The sequence below is a fragment of the Chromobacterium sp. Panama genome (assembly GCF_003052555.1).
Taxonomy (GTDB): domain Bacteria; phylum Pseudomonadota; class Gammaproteobacteria; order Burkholderiales; family Chromobacteriaceae; genus Chromobacterium.
Map to the genome: position 1 here is coordinate 1,358,690 of NZ_QARX01000001.1, position 17,186 is coordinate 1,375,875.

Consider the following 17,186-nt stretch of genomic DNA (forward strand, 5'->3'; position numbering starts at 1 on the left):
GGTGGCGATGGTGCTGGCGGAATCTCAGCGTTTGGGGGTGACTAAATTGGGCATCGTGGGCTCCGAGCAGTTTGTGCAGTGAGCCCGCGAGTCCGGCCAAGGCACGCTTTATATAACTTGTCTTGATCCATATATTGTCTTTGTCATGAAATTGATGTTTGACCCTTTGTGAGGAAAAGGCAGCCTTCGGGCTGCCTTTATTTCGCAATTGCGAGCCGGCCCGGCATTTTCACCGGAACCAAAACAAGGAAAACAGGGCCGCAGAGAAATGGAGTGAAAGGAACCCCGATGAAAATGAAGTTAGCCCTGATGGCCGCCAGCCTGTTGCTGGCTTGGCAAGCGCAAGCCAGCGCCGTGTCCGGCATCGACAAACAGCATTTCGACAGCGCGGTGCGTCCGCAAGACGATATCTATCACGCGGTCAACGGCGCCTGGGTCAAGCACGCGGTGTTGCCGGCGTCCGAAGACAATGACGGCGCTTTCAAGCAATTGCGCGATCTGAGCCTGGAGCGCAGCCGCAAGCTGATAGAGGAGGCCGCCGCCAAGCCGAAGGCGTCGGCTGAGGCGCAAAAGATCGGCGATCTGTATCACAGCTTCATGGACGAGGCCGCGCTGGACAAGCTGGGCCTGACGCCGATGCGCGGCGAACTGACGGCCATCGCCGCCTTGAAGGACAAGAGCGCCTTGGCGGCCTGGATGGGCGCGGCGCAGGGCCTGGGCGTGCAACAGCCCTTGGCTTTTTACGTTGAAGCGGACGCCAAGGACGCGCGCCAATACCTGGCCGGCCTGTATCAGAACGGCCTGAGCATGCCGGACCGCGACTACTATCTGGGCAAGGACGCGCGCTTCGAGAAGGCGCGCCAGGCCTATCGCGCCTATCTGGTTAAGCTATTTAAGCTGGGCGGCTACGCCGACGCGGAGCAGCGCGCCCAGCGCGTGTTCGCGCTGGAAACCAAGCTGGCGGAAGCCCAGTGGAGCAAGGTGCAGAACCGGGACCCGCAAAAGACTTACAACAAGATGAGCGTGGCCGAGCTGAAAAAGCGGGCGCCGGGCTTTGACTGGCAGGCTTTCCTGGACGCGGCCGAAGCCGGCGGCGTCAGCGCCGTCAACGTCAATCAGCCCAGCTATGCAGAAGCCTGGGCCAAGCTGGCGGCCGCGTTGCCGCTGCAAGACTGGCAGGATTATCTGACGGCGCAGACGCTGGACGCCTACGCGCCTTATCTGGACGGCGTCCTGGCGCAAACCCGTTTCGATTTCCACGGCAAGGCGCTGGCCGGCACGCTGGAGCAACAGCCGCGCTGGAAGCGCGGGGTGAAGGCGGTGGAGGGCAATCTGGGCGAAGCCCTGGGCAAGCTCTATGTGCAGGCTTACTTCCCGCCGGAGTCCAAGGCCAAGATGGAAGCGCTGGTGGGCAATCTGATGAAGGCCTACGCCCAGAGCATAGACACGCTCAGCTGGATGAGCCCGGCCACCAAGAAGGCCGCGCAGGAAAAACTGTCCAAATACATGCTGAAGATAGGCTATCCCAACAAGTGGAGAGACTACGGCGGCCTGGAGATCAAGCGGGACGATCTGGTGGGCAATATCAAGCGCGGCTCGATGTTCGAATACCGCCGCATGCTGGCCCGCTTGGGCAAGCCGGTGGACCGCGAGGAGTGGGGGATGACGCCGCAAACCGTCAACGCCTACTACAATCCGTCGCTGAACGAAATCGTGTTTCCGGCCGCCATTCTGCAGCCGCCGTTCTTTGACGCCAAGGCGGACGACGCCGCCAATTACGGCGGCATCGGCGCGGTGATCGGCCATGAAATCAGTCACGGTTTCGACGATCAGGGTAGCCAGTTCGACGGCGACGGCAATATGCGCAATTGGTGGACGGCGGAAGACCGGGCCCGTTTCGACCTGCTGACCGGCAAGCTGGTGGCGCAGTACAGCGGCTACGAACCCTTGCCGGGCAAGCATATCAACGGCGAACTGACGCTGGGGGAGAACATCGCCGACAACGCCGGCCTGCAAATCGCCTACAAAGCCTACCTGCTGTCCCTGGACGGCAAGCGCGCGCCGACGATAGACGGCATGAGCGGGGACCAGCGTTTCTTCTACGGTTTCGCCCAAGTGTGGCGCACCAAGATTCGCGACGAGGCCTTGTTGTCGCGTTTGGTGACCGATCCGCATTCGCCGGGGGAGTTCCGCGCCATCGGCGCGGCGAGCAATAGCGACGCCTTCGCCGAAACCTTCGAGGTCAAGCCCGGCGACAAGATGTTCAAGCCCCAGGACGAGCGCATTCGCATTTGGTAAGCGCCGGCGCAATGCCCGCCGCGCGTCGGCGGGCTGGAAAAAGCCGGGGTCTCCCGGCTTTTTCAATGGCAGGCGCGTAGCACGGCTGCAATCTGGCGGGCGCATAGTGGCTTGGGCGGGCTAAAGGCCAGATTGCGGCCTGGCGGTCTCGGCCCCGGCCGAGAGCTCGGAGCAAAAACTCTAAAAAAATGGATTTTCCCACAATGCGGGGGGATAATGCCCGCCAGCATTCAGGAGAGATAGGCTGATTTAATGAAGTGCGTTGACGATTTCAGACTGCGGCTGGGCAAGCAGGAGCTGGTGCCCATCATGATAGGCGGCATGGGCGTGGACATCTCCACCTCGGCGCTGGCGCTGGAAGCGGCCAGGCTGGGCGGCGTGGGCCATATTTCCGACGCCATGGTGCCCACGGTGACCGACCGCCGCTTCAACACCAAATACGTCAAAGACAAGCTCAAGCAGTACAAATTCAATGTCGAGAACAGCGACAAATCCGTCGTGCAGTTCGACTTGGGCCTGCTGGCCGAGGCCACCCGCATGCATGTGGGCAAGACCATGGAAGCCAAACGCGGCGACGGCCTGGTCTTCATCAACTGCATGGAAAAGCTGACCATGAACGCGCCCAAGGAAACCTTGCGCACGCGCATGCACGCCGCGCTGGACGCCGGCATCGACGGCATCACCCTGGCCGCCGGTCTGCACCTGGGTTCCTTCGCGCTGATGGAAGACCATCCGCGCTTTCGCGACGCCAAACTCGGCATCATCGTCTCCTCGCTGCGCGCCCTGCAGCTCTTCCTGAAAAAGAGCGCGCGCAGCAGCCGCTTGCCGGACTACGTGGTGGTGGAAGGCCCGCTGGCTGGCGGCCACCTCGGCTTCGGCATGGACTGGGCGCAATACGATCTGGCCGCCATCGTCGTGGAAATCCGCGACTGGCTGCGGGCGGAACAACTGGACATCCCGCTGATTCCGGCCGGCGGCGTGTTCACCGGCAGCGATGCGACCAACTTCCTGGAGATGGGCGCCGGCGCGGTGCAGGTGGCCACCCGCTTCACCGTGGCGCGCGAATGCGGCTTGCCGGAGAAGGTGCAGCAGGAATACTTCAAGGCCAACGAGGACGACATCGAAGTCAACCAGCTGTCGCCCACCGGCTATCCGATGCGGATGATCAAGCACTGTCCGGCCATCGGCGACGGCATCCGGCCCAATTGCGAGGCCTACGGCTATCTGCTGGACGCCAAGGGCGGCTGTTCCTATATCGAGGCCTATAACCGCGAAGTGGCCGCCCACCCCGGCGAGCGCCGCATCAAGGTGTGGGACAAGACCTGTTTGTGCACGCAGATGCGCAATTTCGATTGCTGGACCTGCGGCCACAACGCCTATCGTCTCAAAGACACCACAGTCCGGCGCGAAGACGGCGGCTATCAACTGCTCAGCGCCGAGCACGTGTTCCACGACTACCAATACAGCAAGGATCACAAAATCGCCTTGCCGGAGCTGGAAAGCCCGGTGGTGGCATGAGTTGAAGGCCTTAACTAGAGGCCGAAATCTGCGATTTCGTCTGAATATGAAAGCGGCGCGCCAATTCGGCGCACCGCTTTTTTTACGTCTTAGCTATTGCGGCCGGGCGTTTTGCCTTCCAGCTCGGTTTTGGCGATTAGCGCGCGCTGCATCGCGTGCACGCTGTCCACGTGCTGGAAGACGTCGCAGCGCAGCGCGCCCAGCACCATCAACTGCTCCGCGTAGTTGAAAAACCCCACCCAATAGCCGCGGGCATGGTGAGGATCGCGGAAGTCGATGTCGTAGGCGATCTTGCCGAGCAGGCCCCTGTTGTGGCGTTCCAGATTGTCTTTCAGGTACTGGGCCAGGTGGGCAGCGCATTCACGGCCGTAGGCGCAGGCGTCGACATAGTCGTCGGCGGGGGGCATCTGCCAATGGTGGGGCTGACCGCGTTGCGGCAGGTAGCGGACGAAGGGCAGTTGCGTGGCCTGGGTTTCGTGAGGCTTAGGCCGGTAATGACGGCGCGGGGGAAGTGCTTGGGACATTAGGAATACTCCTATGAGAGTGTGCATGATGTCCCCGCTTCTCGGTTCCAGTCGGGAGGCGGGCGCAAGACCACGGGACTGGAACACCGATTCACTCTCCTCTCGGCACGGCCGAAGCCGTTCCCGCAGCCTGCGCCCGCCATATGGGCGTGCTCAAGCAGCGAACAATAAGGGCCGCAAAGCGGCCCGTTCGCTGAGAGTGAAGTTTTTGGGGTTCCAGTCCCAGTGCCGGATGTAGGCCGGCACGCGGATGATTGTGGCGGCGCGGGCCGGCCGGGTCAAGGGCGCGGGGATGCCAAGCGGCGGGCTTGCGCTTATAGTGGCGGCTTTTAGAGCCTGTTCAAAGTCTCGCGAGCAAGGGCGAGACAAGGCGAAAACGAGCGAAAAAGCGGAATGTACTCGTGGTACATGAGCATTTTGAGCTCGTTTTTAACGCCGTATCGCTGAAGCGCAGCAGACTTTGAACAGGTTCTTAGCCAATTGGGAGGGGAACCATGCGATTGAGAGGCTTGGCCGGCGTGGCGCTGGTCGTGGTCTGCGCGCAGGCGTCGGCGGCGTGCTCGGAGCAGGACTGGAAGACGGTGCTGCGTGGTTCGGAGCAGGCGATTGTCGAGTATGCGCGGCAGCATCATTGTGATTTGAACCAGGGCCTGGACAACGGCGCCAGCTCGGCCATGGTGTACGCGATCCAGAGTGGCCGTCCGGCGGCGGTGGCGGCCTTGTTGGCGGCCGGCGCGGATGTGAACGCGGATGTCTACGACGGCAAGACGCCGCTGTTCTACGCGGCGGAGGCGCGCAATGCGCCGGCGGCGAAGCTGCTGCTGGAGCATGGCGCGGATGTGAATGTATCGACGCGCTTTTCGCAGATGTCGCTGCTGATGGCGGCGGTGTTGAGCGGCGCGCCGCAGCTGGTGGCCGATCTGCTCAAGCACGGAGCCTCGCTGGAGGACAGGGACAAATACGATCAGTCGGCGCGGGACTATGTGGCCAAGCTGCCCAAGGCCCAACGGCCGGCGATGTTGCGGGCCTTGGGCGGATCGTGAACGCGGTTTGGGTCACCTGTTCAAAGCCCGCTGCGCGTCGTGAGAACCTGTCCATAGTCTGCCGCGCTTCGGCGATACGGCGTTGAAAACACCTTCGAAATGCTCATGTACCGTATGTACATTCCGCTTTCTCTGTTGTTTTCGCCTTGTCTCGCTCTTGCTCGCGAGACTTTGAACTGGCTCTGAGACGGTGAGTGCCGCACTTTGAACAGGTTCTGGGCTGCGCTTAAGCCGCGGAGCCGGTCATCCGTCTGAAGTTGATCTGGCGCGAATCGCGGTGAGACTGGAACCGCTTGCCCTTGCCGCGTCGGAGGAGTGCTTCGGCCTGCGCTAGCGGGGCGAGGCGGTCCTGTTCCGGCTTGGGCGCGGCGTGTTCGGACATGGCGTGCTCGGGCGCGTGGCTGCGCAGGTAGTCGCAGCGGGCTTGTTCCAGGGTGTCGCGCAGCGTCAGCGGGCTGAGCTGTTGCAGGCTGTTGGAGAGCTGGACGGTGCAGTGTTCGACCAGTTGTTTCAGCGCCGCCTGGTGTTGCGGGTTTTTGTCGTTCAGCCCGGTCTTGGTGCTGATGGCCCTGAGGTGGTTGTTGAGCAGGCTGGGGCCGGCTTGCTTGCGGAAGTATTCCGCCTGGCTGGGGAAGCGCGCGGCGGCGCTGTCTATGATGAAGGCACGGTAGTGCTTGGCCTGTTCCGCCAAGCGGCTGCTGGGCGCCTGGGGCAGGCATTGCTTGACGGTGGCTTCGGCGCTGCTGTCGATATGGTCGTGCAGCATGGAGGTGTAGTAGTTGCGCAGCAGGTTGTGGGCGTCTTCCTGCGTCCGGCCGGCCAGCCACAGGCTGAACTGGCGTTGCGATTGCGCCAGAGCGGCTTGCAGGGTGTCCGGGGCCAGGCGGCGCAGCGCTTCGGCCGGCTGCGCGCCGCGCGGGCTGGCGCGGCCGACGCTGGACGGGCGTTCGCTATTATTGACCGCGCTGCGGATGTCCGCGGCCAGCGCGGTTTGCGGCGGGGTGTCCGGATCGGCGCAGCCACGGGGGTGGATGCGGCTGGGCATGTCGTTGCTTATTTTCATTGGGCGTTCCTGAGCAAGGGCGGTGGCGTGCGCCGCCGCCGTGGTTGGGATGCGGCGCAGTGTGCCCAAGCCCGGGAAAGCTCAATATAAAGAATTGGTCATGTCCCCGGCATGCGCTCAGAGCAGCATCACCAGCTTGTACTCCGGCGCCTGGGCCAGTTTGAGGGTGATTTGCTGGTGCTCGATGCGGCCGGCGCTGGGGTGGTGGAACACGCGGCTGCCGCCTTCGCGGCCTTGCACGTCCTGCTGTTGCCAGTATTGGCGGAATTCCGGGCTTTTCGCCTCCAGCGCCGCAATCATCGCGGCCATGGCGGGCTGATTCAGCCGCGGGCTGAGATCGGCGCGCAGTTCTGCGACGATGCGGCCGGCACGCTCCGCCCATTGGTCGATGAAGCTGCGCGCTTCCGGGGCCAGGAAGATGAAGTCCAGCAGGCTGCGGCTGGCGTCCGGCCGGCCCAGCCAGTCCCGGAACAGCCTTTGGGCCGGCGGGTTCCAGGCCACGGCGCGCCATTCGGCGTCCAGCACGTAGGCGGGGGAATCGATATGGGCGGTGGCCTGCTTTAACAGCGCCTTGGCCTGTTCGGACGGGCCGCGCCATTCCGGTTCCGGGTCTTTGAGGCCTGCCAGATTGAACAGGTAGTCGCGCTCGGCGGCGGTCAGGCGCAGCGCCTCGGCCAGCCGGGCCAGGGTGGGCGCGGACACGGATTGGGTGCGGCCTTGTTCTATCCAGGTCAGCCAGGTGGTGCTGATGTCGCACAGCGCAGCCACTTCTTCGCGGCGCAGGCCTTTGGCGCGGCGGCGCTGGCCGGGCGGCAGGCCGGCTTGTTCCGGGCTCAGGCGCTCGCGGTGGGCGCGGATGAATTGGCCCAGCGGCGCGCTGTCTTTGCTGGCGGTCATGGGCGTAGGGCTCTGGGTATTAGTATCGCTACTAGTATAAGCAACTGGCTTGTTGCCGGGAAAGTTTGGCTCCAAGATAAGTCCACGGAGCAGAGCCTTGTGCCCGGCGCGCGGAAACCCGCGGCGCCGGCGGCAGTCTCAAGTTGAATAACCGGATTCGAGCAAACACCATGACCGCACAGACCTTGTACGACAAATTATGGAACAGCCACGTGGTGCGCCAGGAGGCGGACGGCACGGCCTTGCTGTACATCGACCGCCACCTGGTGCACGAGGTGACCAGCCCGCAGGCGTTCGAGGGGCTGAAGCTGGCGGGCCGCCCGCTGTGGCGCGTGGATTCGGTGGTGTCCACCGCGGACCACAACACGCCCACCGATCATTGGGACGAGGGCATCAAGGACCCGATCTCGCGCCAGCAGGTGGAAACGCTGGACGCCAATATCAAGGCCTTCGGCGCGCTGGCGTACTTCCCGTTCAAGGACAAGGGCCAGGGCATCGTCCACGTGATGGGGCCGGAGCAGGGCGCCACGCTGCCGGGCATGACGGTGGTGTGCGGCGACAGCCACACGTCCACCCACGGCGCTTTCGCCGCGCTGGCGCATGGCATCGGCACCTCCGAGGTGGAGCATGTGATGGCCACGCAGTGTCTGGTGGCCAAGAAATCCAAGAATATGCTGGTGCGGGTGGACGGCAAGCTGGGCCACGGCATCACCGGCAAGGATGTGGCGTTGGCCATCATCGGCAAGATCGGCACCGCCGGCGGCACCGGCTATGCGATCGAGTTCGCCGGCGAGGCCATCGAGAGCTTGTCGATGGAAGGCCGCATGAGCTTGTGCAATATGGCGATCGAGGCCGGCGCGCGTTCGGGCATGGTGGCGGCGGACCAGAAGACCATCGATTATGTAAAAGGCCGGCCGTTTGCGCCTAAAGGCGAGCAGTGGGAGCAGGCGGTGGCGTATTGGCGCACTTTGCGTTCCGATCCGGGAGCCGTATTCGACGCGGAAGTGGTGCTGCGCGCCGAGGACATTCTGCCGCAAGTGACCTGGGGCACTTCGCCGGAGATGGTGGTGGATATCGACGGCGCGGTGCCGGACCCGGCGCGGGAAAGCGATCCGGTGAAGAAAAGCGGCATTGAGCGCGCGCTCAGCTATATGGGTTTGCAGGCCAACACCCCCATCCACGACATCGCGGTGGACATCGTCTTCATCGGTTCCTGTACCAATAGCCGCATCGAGGATTTGCGCGAGGCCGCCAGCGTGGCCAAGGGCCGCCACAAGGCCGCCAATGTGAAGCAGGTGCTGGTGGTGCCGGGCTCCGGCCTGGTAAAGGCGCAGGCGGAGGCCGAGGGTCTGGACCAGGTGTTCCTGGCCGCCGGCTTCGAGTGGCGCGAGCCGGGCTGCTCCATGTGCCTGGCGATGAACGCGGACCGCCTGTTGCCGGGCGAACGTTGCGCGTCCACGTCCAACCGCAATTTCGAGGGCCGTCAGGGGCAGGGCGGCCGCACGCATCTGGTCAGCCCGGCGATGGCGGCGGCCGCCGCCGTCACCGGTCATTTCGTCGATGTGCGTTCGTTGTAACCGTTCCAAGGAGAGAATCATGCAAAAACTGCTGTTGTTGGTACTGGCCGCGCTGACCCTGAGCGCTTGCAATACGGTGAAGGGCGTGGGCCAGGACGTGTCCAAGGGCGGGCAGGCGATTGAAAACGCCGCCAAGGACGTGTCCAACAAAATGTGATGCGGCGGCCCGCCCCCGGCGTCCGCCGGGGCGGTTGTCTCCTCGCACTCTCTAAATGAAGGCGGGCGCTAGCGCCCGGAAACGGCATTGACGATGAAAGCATTTACCACCCTGACCGGTTTGGCCTGTCCCTTGGACCGCGCCAATGTGGATACCGACGCCATCATTCCCAAGCAGTTCTTGAAATCCATCAAGCGCTCGGGCTTCGGTCCCAATCTGTTCGACGAATGGCGTTACCTGGATCACGGCGAGCCGGGGATGGACAACAGCAAGCGGCCGCTGAACCCGGACTTCGTGCTCAACCTGCCGCGCTATCAGGGCGCGCAGGTGTTGCTGGCGCGCGAGAATTTCGGCTGCGGCTCCAGCCGCGAGCACGCGCCGTGGGCGCTGGACGACCAGGGCTTCCGCGTGGTGATCGCGCCCAGTTTCGCCGACATCTTCTTCAACAATTGCTACAAGAACGGTCTGCTGCCCATCGTGCTGGCGGCGGACGCGGTGGATCGGCTGTTCCGCGAATGCGCGGCCGCCGAAGGCTATCAACTGACCGTGGACCTGGCGGCGCAGACGGTGAGCACGCCGGCCGGGCAGGTGTTCTCCTTCGACATCACCGAGCACCGCAAGCACTGCCTGCTGGGCGGCCTGGACGAGATTGGCCTGACCTTGCGGCACGCGGACGAAATCAAGGCTTTTGAAGCCAAGCGCCGCGGCGAGCAGCCGTGGCTGTTCGCCTGAACGGCGGCCGGCGATGAGCGCGCTACAGCAGGGCGGCCACGCGCATAAGCAGCACGTGGAGCAGCAGTTCGGCGGCCAGGCCGCCGCCTATCTGAGCAGCCAGGTGCATGCGGAAGGCGCGGAGTTCGCCGAGCTGCGCCAAGCGGCGGCGGAGCATGGCGCGGCGCGGGTGCTGGACCTGGGCTGCGGCGCCGGCCATGTGGGCTTTCAGGTGGCGGAGGCGGCGCGGGAGGTGGTGGCTTACGATTTGTCGGCCGCCATGTTGGAGGTGGTGGCGGCGGAAGCGGCCCGGCGCGGCCTGGACAATCTGAGCACGCGCCAGGGCGCGGCGGAGCGGCTGCCTTTTGCCGACGGCGATTTCGATCTGGTGTTCAGCCGCTATTCCGCCCATCACTGGGGCGATGTGGGCCTGGCGCTGCGCGAGGCGCGGCGAGTGCTGAAGCCGGGCGGCCGGTTGGCGCTGATCGACGTGATGTCTCCAGGGCAGCCCTTGCTGGACACGCATCTGCAGGCGGTGGAGGTGCTGCGGGATTCCAGCCACGTGCGCGATTACAGCGCCGGAGAATGGCTGGCGATGCTGGCCGAGGCCGGTTTCGCGGTGGACAGCCTGCGCCGCCAGCGGCTGAGGCTGGCCTTCGACGCCTGGACCGCGCGCATGCGCACGCCGCCGGAGATGGCCGCGGCCATCCGCCTGCTGCAGCAGCGCATGGGCCGGGAGGTGCGCGATTATTTCGCCATCGAGGCGGACGGCAGTTTCAGCGCCGACGTGATGGTGTTGTGGGCCAGAACATGAACGCCGCCCGCGGCGACGGCCGTCGCGGCGCGATGGCCTGGCTGCACCGCCATCCCTGCTGGGCCTTCGCGCTGCTGGGCTTGAGCTTTCTGGTGTTCGGCGCGGGCACGGTCAATCTGGCCCTGTTGTTGCAATTGAATTTCAAGCTGTGGCTGGACGCCGGCTGGCAGGCGGCGATGGACGGCGCGTTGCGCCAATTGCTGGAACTGCTGGCGTCCGGCTATGCCGCGATGGCGGCTTATATCGTATTCAAATGTTGCGAGCGGGCGCTGGTGGAGCGGCTGACCCGGCGCGGTCCTCAAGACTGAAAAGGAAAACACCATGAAAATCGCCATTCTGCCGGGTGACGGCATCGGTCCGGAAATCATCGCTCAGGCTCAGCGCGTGCTGGAAGTATTGCGCAAGGACGGCCTGCCGATCGAAACCGAGCAGGCCCCGCTGGGCGGCGCCGGCTACGACGCCTTCGGCCAGCCGTATCCGGAGTTCACCCAGAAGCTGTGCCGCGAATCCGACGCGGTGCTGCTGGGCGCGGTGGGCGGCCCGGCCTACGACAAGCTGGAGCGTCCGCTGCGGCCGGAGCGCGGCCTGCTGGCCATCCGCAAGGATTTGAACCTGTTCGCCAACCTGCGCCCGGCCATCCTGTATCCGGAACTGGCCAACGCCTCCACGCTGAAGCCGGAAGTGGTGTCCGGCCTGGACATCATGATTGTGCGGGAGCTGACCGGCGACATTTACTTTGGCCAGCCGCGCGGCATCGCCGTCAACGAGCTGGGCGAGCGCGAGGCCTACAACACCATGCGCTACAGCGAGGGCGAGGTGCGCCGCATCGCCCATGTCGCCTTCGGCATCGCGATGAAGCGCGACAAGCGCTTGTGCTCGGTGGACAAGGCCAATGTGCTGGAAACCACTGAGTTCTGGAAAGAGGTGATGATAGACGTGGCCAAGGAGTATCCGCAGGTGGAGTTGTCCCATATGTACGTGGACAACGCGGCGATGCAGCTGGTGCGCAATCCCAAGCAGTTCGACGTGATGGTGACCGGCAATATCTTCGGCGACATCCTGTCGGACGAGGCTTCGATGCTGACCGGCTCCATCGGCATGTTGCCGTCGGCCTCGCTGGACGAAAACAACAAGGGCCTGTACGAGCCCTCGCACGGCTCGGCGCCGGACATCGCCGGGCAGAATCTGGCCAATCCGCTGGCCACCATCCTGTCCGCGGCGATGATGCTGCGCTACACCTTCGGCCTGGAAGACGCGGCGCAGCGGGTGGAAAATGCGGTGAAAACCGTGCTGGCGCGCGGCCTGCGCACCGCCGACATCTACGAGGCCGGCTGCGAGAAGGTCAGCTGCTCGGCGATGGGGGATGCGGTGGTGTCGGCGCTGTAAATGGCAGTGGTCCGCCCGGCTTGCGCCGGGCGAACCGTCTGTTCTGATTTGAATACAATAAAAACGAAATACCCCATTGCCTGACGCTTTATCGCGCTGCACAATGGGGTGACAACATTACAGCCGCCCGCCGCACAGGCGGGCGCGACGATTTGACAGACAGATACCAGGAGAGACCCAGTGAGAGTAGGTTTTGTTGGCTGGCGCGGCATGGTGGGTTCCGTGCTGATGCAGCGCATGCGCGAAGAGAACGATTTTGCGGTGATCGCCGAGCCGGTGTTCTTCACCACCTCCAATGTGGGCGGCAAAGCCCCCGACATCGGCCGCGACGCCCCGACGCTGAAAGACGCGAAGGACATCGCCGAACTCAAGACCATGGACGTGATCGTCACCTGCCAGGGCGGTGATTACACCAATGAAGTCTATCCGCAGCTGCGCGCCGCCGGCTGGAACGGTTACTGGGTGGACGCGGCTTCCGCGCTGCGCATGGAAGACAATGCCATCATTATCCTGGACCCGGTCAATAAAGCGGTGATCGAGCAGGGCCTGGCGCGCGGCGTCAAGGATTACGTCGGCGGCAACTGTACCGTGTCGCTGATGCTGATGGCGCTGGGCGGCCTGTTCCAGAACGATCTGGTGGAGTGGGCCACCTCCATGACCTATCAGGCCGCCTCCGGCGCCGGCGCGCAGAATATGCGCGAACTGCTGTCCGGCATGGGCGCGATCAATGCCCAGGTGTCCGGCCTGCTGGCGGACCCGGCGTCCGCCATTCTGGACATCGACCGCAAAGTGTCGGACTTCCTGCGCGCGGACGATTTCCCCTGCCGGAACTTCGGCGTGCCGCTGGCCGGCAGCCTGATCCCTTGGATAGACAAGGACCTGGGCAACGGCCAATCCAAAGAAGAATGGAAGGGCGGCGTGGAAACCAACAAGATCCTGGGCCGCTCCGCCAACCCGGTGCCGGTGGACGGCTTGTGCGTGCGCGTGGGCGCGATGCGTTGCCACAGCCAGGCCTTGACCATCAAGCTCAAGCGCGATGTGCCGCTGGACGAGATCGAAGCCATGCTGGCCGCCGCCAATCCCTGGGCCAAAGTGGTGCTCAATACCCGCGAGGCCTCGATGGCCGAGCTGACCCCGGCGGCGGTGACCGGCACGCTGGCCACGCCGGTGGGCCGCCTGCGCAAGATGGCGATGGGCGGCGAATACCTGTCCGCCTTCACCGTGGGCGACCAACTGCTGTGGGGCGCGGCCGAACCGCTGCGTCGCATGTTGCGTATCCTGATCGAGCGCTGACAGGGTAGAATGGCGGCAGCCTGGGGCTCGCCTTGGCGAGCACCTACTGCCGAGCCGCGCGTCAAACGCGCGGCCTAGTTGAAAAGGGCACTGAGGTGCCCTTTTTTGCGTGCGGTATTCTGTTTGCAATGATTGATTGAGAAAGTAAAGCGATGTCGAACTCTATTCAGCTCGCCGTAGTCGGCGCCACCGGCCTGGTGGGCCAGGCGGTACTGGAACTGCTGGCCCAGCGCCAATTGCCCGTTGGCCGGGTCTTTGCCGTGGACGCGGCGGACAAGGAAGGCGAGACCGCCGCCTACGGCAATCTGGAGCTGGACGTGCATCCCATCGACGGTTTCGCCTTTGAAAACGTGGCGCTGGCCATCTTCGCGGCCGGCAGCGAGCTGGCGCGCGAGTACGCGCCGCTGGCGCGCGCGGCTGGCGCGGCGGTGGTGGATTTCAGCTCCGCCTTCCGCGAGGACGACAGCGTGCCGCTGGTGATCCCCGCCATCAACGGCGCCTTGCTGGCGGACGCCGGCGAAGCCGCGCTGGCCGCCGCGCCCAATTGCACGGTAACGCCGCTGGCGCTGGCGCTGGCGGCGCTGCGCCCGTTGGGCTTGCAGCGCGTGTCGGTGGCTACCTATCAATCGGTGTCCGGCAGCGGCCAGGCGGCGATGGAAGAGCTGGCGGACCAGACCACGGCGCTGTTCTCCCAGCGCGAGACCGAAAGCCGGGTCTACGACAAGCGCATCGCCTTCAACGTATTGCCGCAGATCGGCGCGCTGGACGCGGACGGCGCGTCCGAGGAAGAGCGTTCGGTGGAGCGCGAGCTCACGCGGCTGCTGGATCTGCCGCAGCTGCAAGTGGAGGCCACCTGCGTGCGCGTGCCGGTGTTCTTTGGCCACGCCTGGGCGGTGAACGCGGCATTCGAACATGAATTTGACATGGAGCAAGCGCGCAAACGTCTGCTTGCGGCAGGCTTGCAAGTGGTGGCCGCGGATAAGCTGGGCGGCTATGTGACGCCGATGGAAGCCACCGGCAACGAGGCGGTGTGGGTCAGCCGCCTGCGCGGCAAGGGCCGGACGCTGAGCTTCTGGCTGGCCGCCGACAATGTGAAGGCCGGCGCCGCGCTCAATTGCGTGAATATCGCCGAAACTCTGTTAAAGCAGAATGGCTTGATCTGATCCGGCGGTTTGGGTGAAGCCGCGCATCGCGCGGACAGAGGGCGGCATTCGCGAGAGTGCCGCCCTGTTTCATGGCTGCGGCGGAAATCGCGGGTAAACGGCGTCATTATGAAATCTAGCTAAAAACAGCCGCAGGGCCTAAGATTGCAACAGTTACCGTCTGCGCCCGCTGGGCCAGCGCAAATAAAATCAAGATAAACCGTGCCGGAAGGTTGACAGTGACACATCAGGCAAAAATCAGAATCGGCGTTCTGGCGGTGGCTTTGGCCTGCTCCGCCAGCGCCTGGGCAGGGCTGGGGAAAATCAACGTCAGGTCCAATCTGGGCGAGCCGTTCCGCGCCGATATCGAATTGACCGGGGTAAGGGCGGCGGAACTGGAGAGCGCGAGGATAGGGCTGGCCGGGGCGGATACGTTTCAGGATTTGAACGTCGATTACGCCACGGTGCTCAATATGCTCCGCTTCAGCGTGGCGCCCAGCTCGCGCGGCGCCATGATACGCATCAGTTCTTCCGGCCCCATCAACGACCCCTATCTGCGCTTCGTGGTGGAGGCCAAGACCTCGTCGGGACGCGCGGTGCGCGAGTACACCGTGCTGCTGGACCCCAGCAATTACTCTATGGCCTCGCCGTCCGCCAATATTGTGCAGGATGTGCCCAGCTACGCCGACAACAATCTGTCCAGCCGCTACCGCGGCAACGTCGCGCCCATCGCGCGGCCGCAGCCCGGCATTCTCAAAGTGAAGTCCGGCTCCACCCTGCGCGGCCTGGCCGGCAAGGTGAGGCCGCGCGGCGCCACGCTGGACCAGACCATGGCCGCGCTGGCTCAGGCCAACCCCGACGCCTTTGTCGACGGCGACGTCAGCCGCCTCAAGCTGGGCGCGGTGCTGAAAGTGCCGACCAGCCGCAAGATCAAAGCCCTGAGCGCCGCTCAGGTGGCCAGCATTCTGGGCGGCCAGCCCGCTGCGCCGGCGGGCGAAGCCAAGGCCGGCTCCGATGTGCTGAAGCTGGTGCCCAGCGAGCCGGGCGGCGGCAAGCTGACCGATCTCGAGCAGCAAGTGGCGGCGCGCGAGCAGGCGCTGAAAAACGCGGAGGCGCGCATCAGCGCGCTGGAAGAACAATTGAAGGCCTTGCAGGCCGGCAAGCCCTTGCCGGCCATGCCCAGCTCCAGTCCCAGTGCCGTTCCGGCCGCGGCCGAGTCGGCGGCGGCCAGCGCTCCCGCGCACGCCGCCAGCGCGCCGGCCCCGGCGCCCGCGGCCAAGCCCGCCCCGGCGGAGCATAAGCCCGCGGCCAAGCCGGCGGCGCCGCCTCCGCCGCCGGAACCTTCGCTGCTGGATAAAGTGATAGACCACCTGCCGCTGGTGGGCGGCGGCGTGGCCGGCCTGGGCCTGTTGGGCGCTCTGGGCCTGCTGCTGGCGCGCCGGCGCAAGGGCGGCAAGCCCTTGTCGCTGTCCGCCAACAATACCAGCGCCGCCCTGAGCCGCGGCGCGTCTTCCGGCATGGAGCCGCCGTCGGTGGGCGGCGGCCATTCCTTCATGAGCAACTTCACCCAGGCGGCCGGCGCCATCGACGCGGCCGAGGTCGACCCGGTGGCGGAAGCCGAGGTGTACATCGCCTACGGCCGCGATGTGCAGGCCGAGGACATCCTCAAGGACGCGCTGGCCAAAGACCCGTCGCGCCAGGAAGTCAGGCTGAAGCTGATGGAGATCTACGCGGCGCGGCCGGACGTCGCCAGCTTTGAGAAACTGGCGCGGGAAATGCACGCCACCTTCGACGGCCATGGACCGATCTGGGCCAAGGCAGCGGCGATGGGGCGCTCGATAGACCCGACCAACTCTTTGTACTTGTCGGACGGCGAGGGCGAGGACATCGAAGCCGCGCCCGCGCCGACGTCGCCCCCGGGCGGCATCGATCTGGACCGGGAATTGTTCGGCGAGCCCGAGGCCGCGCCGACGGAGCCGGCCGCCGCGCCTGAACCGGTCGCCGCGCCGGAAGCGGCCGCGCCCGAGAACGATCCCTTGGCCGCGCTGTTCGCCGAACCCCAGGCCGAGGAGGAGAAGGCGGAGGAAGCCAATCTGCTCAATTTCGATCTGGACACGGAACTGACGCCGCCCGCGGCCGAATCCAAGCCGGAGCCCGCGCCAGCGGCGCCAGCGCCGGCGGAAAACAATTTGCTGGACTTCGATTTCAATCTGGAAGGCATGGCGGCGGAAGCGCCGGCCGCAGCGGAAGCGCCGGCGCCGCAAGCGGCCCCGCCCGCGGGCTTCGAGTCCCTGTACGAGGACATGTTGGCGGAAACGCCGGCCGCCGAGGCGGAAGCCCCTGCGGCGGCGCAGGCCGAAGGCATGTCGGTGCTGGACGACCCGCTGGCCACCAAGCTGGACCTGGCCAAGGTATATCTGGACATGGGAGACCGCGACGGCGCCAAAGAAGTATTGCAGGATTTGATCGCCGAGGCGCAGGGGCCGCTCAAGGCGGAGGCCGAGGCCTTGCTGGCCACGATCAGCGCCTGAGATAGAGGCTGAGAGCCGGTTCAATGTCTCGCGAGCCAAGGCGAAAACGGCTGAAAAAGCGGGTGTCCGCTTGGCGCATGAGGATTGCGAAGCGGCGCTCGTCGTGAACGTCCGACGCGGCGCTGCGGACATGGGGCGGCTTCAAAGGCAATGAGCGGCGGGATGGAGTCACTCCTCCCGCCGCTTGACGATCTCGCGCCAGTGCGTGGTTTTTAGGCGAAAAACCGGAAAA

15 protein-coding genes are annotated in these 17,186 nt (G+C 64.9%); 12 read left to right on the top strand and 3 right to left on the bottom strand.

Features of this window, described 5'->3' with window-relative positions; translation table 11 throughout:
* Positions 1 to 288 precede the first annotated feature (288 nt).
* Positions 289 to 2,298, top strand: a complete 2,010-nt coding sequence (locus DB032_RS06345) for a M13 family metallopeptidase (protein ID WP_107798723.1) — start codon at positions 289 to 291, stop codon at positions 2,296 to 2,298.
* A gap of 252 nt (positions 2,299 to 2,550) precedes the next feature.
* Positions 2,551 to 3,816, top strand: coding sequence for a nitronate monooxygenase (locus tag DB032_RS06350; protein WP_107798724.1), 1,266 nt, complete (start codon positions 2,551 to 2,553; stop codon positions 3,814 to 3,816).
* Positions 3,817 to 3,905: 89 nt separating this feature from the next.
* Here the strand turns inward: DB032_RS06350 and DB032_RS06355 are convergent, their stop codons facing one another.
* The gene (locus DB032_RS06355; protein ID WP_107798725.1) at positions 3,906 to 4,340 is read right to left on the bottom strand and encodes a hypothetical protein; all 435 of its coding nucleotides are present in this window, start codon (positions 4,338 to 4,340) and stop codon (positions 3,906 to 3,908) included.
* A gap of 494 nt (positions 4,341 to 4,834) precedes the next feature.
* Here DB032_RS06355 and DB032_RS06360 point away from each other — a divergent pair, with 494 nt between their 5' ends.
* Positions 4,835 to 5,383, top strand: coding sequence for an ankyrin repeat domain-containing protein (locus DB032_RS06360; RefSeq protein WP_107798726.1), 549 nt, complete (start codon positions 4,835 to 4,837; stop codon positions 5,381 to 5,383).
* A 226-nt stretch (positions 5,384 to 5,609) separates the two neighbouring features.
* On the opposite strand, the gene DB032_RS06365 is transcribed toward DB032_RS06360, so the two are convergent.
* Both DB032_RS06365 and DB032_RS06370 read right to left on the bottom strand, forming a co-directional pair.
* Complete coding sequence (locus tag DB032_RS06365; protein ID WP_107798727.1) at positions 5,610 to 6,446, bottom strand: hypothetical protein; 837 nt, start codon at positions 6,444 to 6,446, stop codon at positions 5,610 to 5,612.
* Between the two features lie 117 nt (positions 6,447 to 6,563).
* On the bottom strand, positions 6,564 to 7,343 hold the full coding sequence (locus DB032_RS06370) for a helix-turn-helix transcriptional regulator (protein ID WP_107798728.1): 780 nt from the start codon (positions 7,341 to 7,343) through the stop codon (positions 6,564 to 6,566).
* A 170-nt stretch (positions 7,344 to 7,513) separates the two neighbouring features.
* Here DB032_RS06370 and leuC point away from each other — a divergent pair, with 170 nt between their 5' ends.
* The 9 genes from leuC (at position 7,514) to DB032_RS06415 (ending at position 16,954) form a co-directional block, all read left to right on the top strand.
* Positions 7,514 to 8,920 carry a 3-isopropylmalate dehydratase large subunit gene (leuC, locus tag DB032_RS06375; protein ID WP_107798729.1) on the top strand — a complete coding sequence of 469 codons (1,407 nt, stop codon included), beginning with the start codon at positions 7,514 to 7,516 and terminating at the stop codon, positions 8,918 to 8,920.
* A gap of 19 nt (positions 8,921 to 8,939) precedes the next feature.
* Entirely contained in the window at positions 8,940 to 9,077 is a 138-nt protein-coding gene (locus tag DB032_RS06380; RefSeq protein ID WP_081544472.1) for an entericidin A/B family lipoprotein, read from the top strand.
* A 93-nt stretch (positions 9,078 to 9,170) separates the two neighbouring features.
* Entirely contained in the window at positions 9,171 to 9,809 is a 639-nt protein-coding gene (leuD, locus tag DB032_RS06385) for a 3-isopropylmalate dehydratase small subunit (RefSeq protein WP_107798730.1), read from the top strand.
* A gap of 13 nt (positions 9,810 to 9,822) precedes the next feature.
* Positions 9,823 to 10,602 carry a class I SAM-dependent methyltransferase gene (locus DB032_RS06390; RefSeq protein ID WP_107798731.1) on the top strand — a complete coding sequence of 260 codons (780 nt, stop codon included), beginning with the start codon at positions 9,823 to 9,825 and terminating at the stop codon, positions 10,600 to 10,602.
* A complete protein-coding gene (locus tag DB032_RS06395; RefSeq protein ID WP_107798732.1) occupies positions 10,599 to 10,910 on the top strand; it encodes a hypothetical protein in 312 nt (103 codons plus the stop codon). Before DB032_RS06390 ends, DB032_RS06395 begins: the two co-directional genes overlap by 4 nt.
* Positions 10,911 to 10,923: 13 nt before the next feature.
* Positions 10,924 to 11,988 (top strand): 3-isopropylmalate dehydrogenase, encoded by a 1,065-nt coding sequence (gene leuB, locus DB032_RS06400; protein WP_043592101.1) that lies wholly within the window; start codon positions 10,924 to 10,926, stop codon positions 11,986 to 11,988.
* Between the two features lie 180 nt (positions 11,989 to 12,168).
* Positions 12,169 to 13,281 (top strand): aspartate-semialdehyde dehydrogenase, encoded by a 1,113-nt coding sequence (gene asd / locus DB032_RS06405; RefSeq protein WP_107798733.1) that lies wholly within the window; start codon positions 12,169 to 12,171, stop codon positions 13,279 to 13,281.
* 152 nt (positions 13,282 to 13,433) lie between these two features.
* The gene (locus DB032_RS06410; protein ID WP_107798734.1) at positions 13,434 to 14,444 is read left to right on the top strand and encodes an aspartate-semialdehyde dehydrogenase; all 1,011 of its coding nucleotides are present in this window, start codon (positions 13,434 to 13,436) and stop codon (positions 14,442 to 14,444) included.
* A gap of 218 nt (positions 14,445 to 14,662) precedes the next feature.
* Entirely contained in the window at positions 14,663 to 16,954 is a 2,292-nt protein-coding gene (locus DB032_RS06415) for a FimV/HubP family polar landmark protein (protein ID WP_233246658.1), read from the top strand.
* The last annotated feature ends 232 nt before the right edge of the window (positions 16,955 to 17,186 follow it).